We start from the raw sequence: 2,695 nt of genomic DNA, 5'->3' as shown, positions 1-2,695 counted from the left end.
GCGGCGGCCCTGGTGCGCGTGCTGCACGAATCCACGCCGCTGGAAGTCGAGCTGAACGGGGTCCGGCGCCGCGTGTGGGTGCTGTTCGTCGGCAACGGCGCCTACGAGCCCCGCGGTTTCGCGCCGACCTGGCGCCCGCGGCTGGACAACGGGCGGCTGGACGTCCGCTACGTGCGCGCGGACGCGCACCTGTCGCGGCTGCGGTTCGTGCTCGCGGCGTTGACCGGAGCACTGCACCGCAGCCGGACCTACGTCGAGCGCGAGCACCGCTTCCTGGACGTCCGGGTGCTCGGCGCACCGGTGGCGGTGGCCACCGACGGAGAGATCGGGCAGCGCGGCAGCCACTTCGCGTTCACCGCGCACCCCGACGTGCTCACCGTCTACCGGCCGTTGTGAGCCTCACCCGCGCTGCTCGGCACCGCTGCCGTACTCCCGGGTGAGGACTTCGAGGATGTGCCCGTTCGGGTCGTCGAAGTAGAAGCCGCGCCCGCCGTCGCGGGTGTTGATGGTGTCCGGCTCGGTGTGGTGCGGATCGGCCCAGTACTTCAGGCCGCGCTCGGTGACCCGGCCGAAGATCTCGTCGAACTCGTCGTCGCGGACGAGGAACGCGTAGTGCTGCGAGGTGATCGCACCGTCGGCCGCGGCGACGTCCAAGGTGACCGAGTTCTCCGGCTGCACCATGAGGAACGGGCCGAAGCGCTGCGGCTCGGCGAGCCCGAGCACTTCGGTGAAGAACCGCGCGGTCGCGTCCTGGTCGCGCGCGGCGACGATGGTGTGGTTGAGCTCGACCATGGTCGGTTTCCCTCCTCGGCGGGCTTTCAGGGCACCGACCACGATGCGAGTTCGACCGCGGTGGAAGTCAATGCGGCTACTTGCCGCTGCCCGACCCCTTGTCCTCGGAACCGTTCTTGTCGTCGTCCGAGCCCTCGGAGTCCTTACCGGACTCCTTCGGCAGCAGCGCTTCCAGCGCCGCACCGGAGATGCGGCGGAACGTCCGGTGCGGCCGCTCCCGCTCCAGCAACGCCACTTCGAGCTGCTTGCTGCCCAGCTCCCGCGAGTTCTCCCCACCGGACCCCAGCGCCTTCACCGCCACCTCGACGGCCGGGCCGAGCTCGAGCCCGTCGGAGAAGGAATCCTTCAACGTCGAAGTGATCGCGTCGGCCTGCCCGCCCATCACGACGTACTGCGGCTCGTCGACGATCGACCCGTCGTAGGTGAGGCGGTAGAGCTGGTCGGACTCGGCGGTGGCGCCGACCTCGGCCACGCAGATCTCCACCTCGAACGGCTTGATCTGCTCGGTGAAGATCGCACCGAGGTGCTGGGCGTAGGTGTTGGCCAGCGCGCGGCCGGTCACGTCCCGGCGGTCGTAGGAGTAGCCGCGCACGTCGGCGATGCGCACACCCGCGACCCGCAGGCTCTCGAACTCGCTGTACCGGCCCACCGCGGCGAACCCGATCCGGTCGTAGATCTCGGAGACCTTGTGCAGCGTCGTGGACGGGTTCTCCGCGACGAACAGCACACCCCCGGCGAATTTGAGCACCACCACGCTGCGCCCCCGCGCGATGCCCTTGCGGGCCAGCTCGGAGCGCTCCCGCATCAACTGTTCGGGAGAGGTGTAGAACGGCATCGTCACAGCAGGCACTCCTGGATCGAATCGTTCGGCGCGCCGGCGCCGCGGGGGTACGACAACGTGCGGAGGCGGCCTCAGCCGCCGGGGTTCTCCTGACGGCCCTGGACGACCTGCTCGGCGACCGCCGCGGCCCGCTCGTCGGAGAGCCGGACCGCGCCCTCGGCACCGGTGATCGTCACGACCGTCGGATAGATCTGCCGGGAGAGGTCGGGGCCGCCGGTGGCGGTGTCGTCGTCGGCGGCGTCGTAGAGCGATTCGACCGCGTTGCGCACCGCCGAGTCCACGTCCGCATCCGGATCGTGGCGCTTCTTCAGCGCCGATTTCGCGAACAGCGAACCGGAGCCGATGGCGTGGTAGCCGACCTCCGGATAGCGGCCGCCGGTGATGTCGTAGGAGATGATCCGCCCGGCCCGATCCGGGTCCTCCGCGGCGGTGTCGAAGCCGACGAGGATCGGAACCACCGCCAGTCCGGCCATCGCGCCCTGCAGGTTCCCGCGCAGCATCGCGGCGAGCTTGCTCGCCTTGCCGTCCAGCGAGAGCGGAACGCCTTCCAGCTTCTCGTAATGTTCCAGTTCGACCGCGAACAGCCGGCCCATCTCCAGCCCGATGCCCGCGGTTCCCGCGATGCCCGCGGCCGAGTAGGCGTCGGTGACGTAGAGCTTGTCCACGTCGCGCTGCGCGATGACGTTGCCCATCGTGGCGCGCCGGTCACCGGCCAGCAGCACACCGCCGCGGAAGGTCAGCGCGACGATCGTCGTGCCGTGCGGAGCCTCGGTGGTTCCCTCCGGCGCGGCCGCCGCCCGGTTGCCCGGGAGCATCTCCGGTGCGGTGGCCTGGAGGAAGTCGGTGAACGACGAGGACCCGGACGTGAGGTAGGCGGCGGGCAGTGCCGAACCCGGGGAGTTCCGGGCCGAGCTGGATTCCATCGGCGACATCGTCTCCTCGAAGTGACGGGCCGTCCCGGCGGCACGAGGCCGCTGCGGGGACCGTGCGGGGAGGCCCGGGCCCGGGCCTCCCCGCACGGTCCCCGCAGCGGCCTCGTGCCGCCGGGACGGCCCGTCACTT

At 70.7% G+C, this 2,695-nt stretch carries 4 protein-coding genes; 1 reads left to right on the top strand and 3 read right to left on the bottom strand.

The genetic code is table 11. The annotated features are described in order from the left end of the window. A partial coding sequence (locus tag IJH84_RS19770) for a diacylglycerol kinase family protein (protein WP_367269054.1) occupies nt 1–396 on the top strand: 396 nt, incomplete at its 5' end. Nucleotides 397–399: 3 nt separating this feature from the next. On the opposite strand, the gene IJH84_RS19765 is transcribed toward IJH84_RS19770, so the two are convergent. The 3 genes from IJH84_RS19765 to prcB form a co-directional block, all read right to left on the bottom strand. Then, nucleotides 400–792 carry a VOC family protein gene (locus IJH84_RS19765; protein ID WP_200069696.1) on the bottom strand — a complete coding sequence of 131 codons (393 nt, stop codon included), beginning with the start codon at nt 790–792 and terminating at the stop codon, nt 400–402. Between the two features lie 76 nt (nt 793–868). After that, on the bottom strand, nt 869–1,633 hold the full coding sequence (prcA, locus tag IJH84_RS19760) for a proteasome subunit alpha (protein WP_200069697.1): 765 nt from the start codon (nt 1,631–1,633) through the stop codon (nt 869–871). Between the two features lie 71 nt (nt 1,634–1,704). Then, complete coding sequence (gene prcB / locus IJH84_RS19755; RefSeq protein ID WP_200069698.1) at nt 1,705–2,556, bottom strand: proteasome subunit beta; 852 nt, start codon at nt 2,554–2,556, stop codon at nt 1,705–1,707. Between the last annotated feature and the right edge of the window lie 139 nt (nt 2,557–2,695).

It is taken from the genome of Saccharopolyspora sp. (genome assembly GCF_017434145.1).
Classification (GTDB): domain Bacteria; phylum Actinomycetota; class Actinomycetes; order Mycobacteriales; family Pseudonocardiaceae; genus Saccharopolyspora_C; species Saccharopolyspora_C galaxeae.
This window is presented reverse-complemented; position numbering and strand designations above follow the sequence as displayed.

Coding starts and splice junctions, on each gene's coding strand:
- IJH84_RS19765 (WP_200069696.1), bottom strand. CDS start 792: ATGGTCGAGCTCAACCACACCATCGTCGCCGCGCGCGACCAGGACGCG.
- prcB (WP_200069698.1), bottom strand. CDS start 2,556: ATGGAATCCAGCTCGGCCCGGAACTCCCCGGGTTCGGCACTGCCCGCC.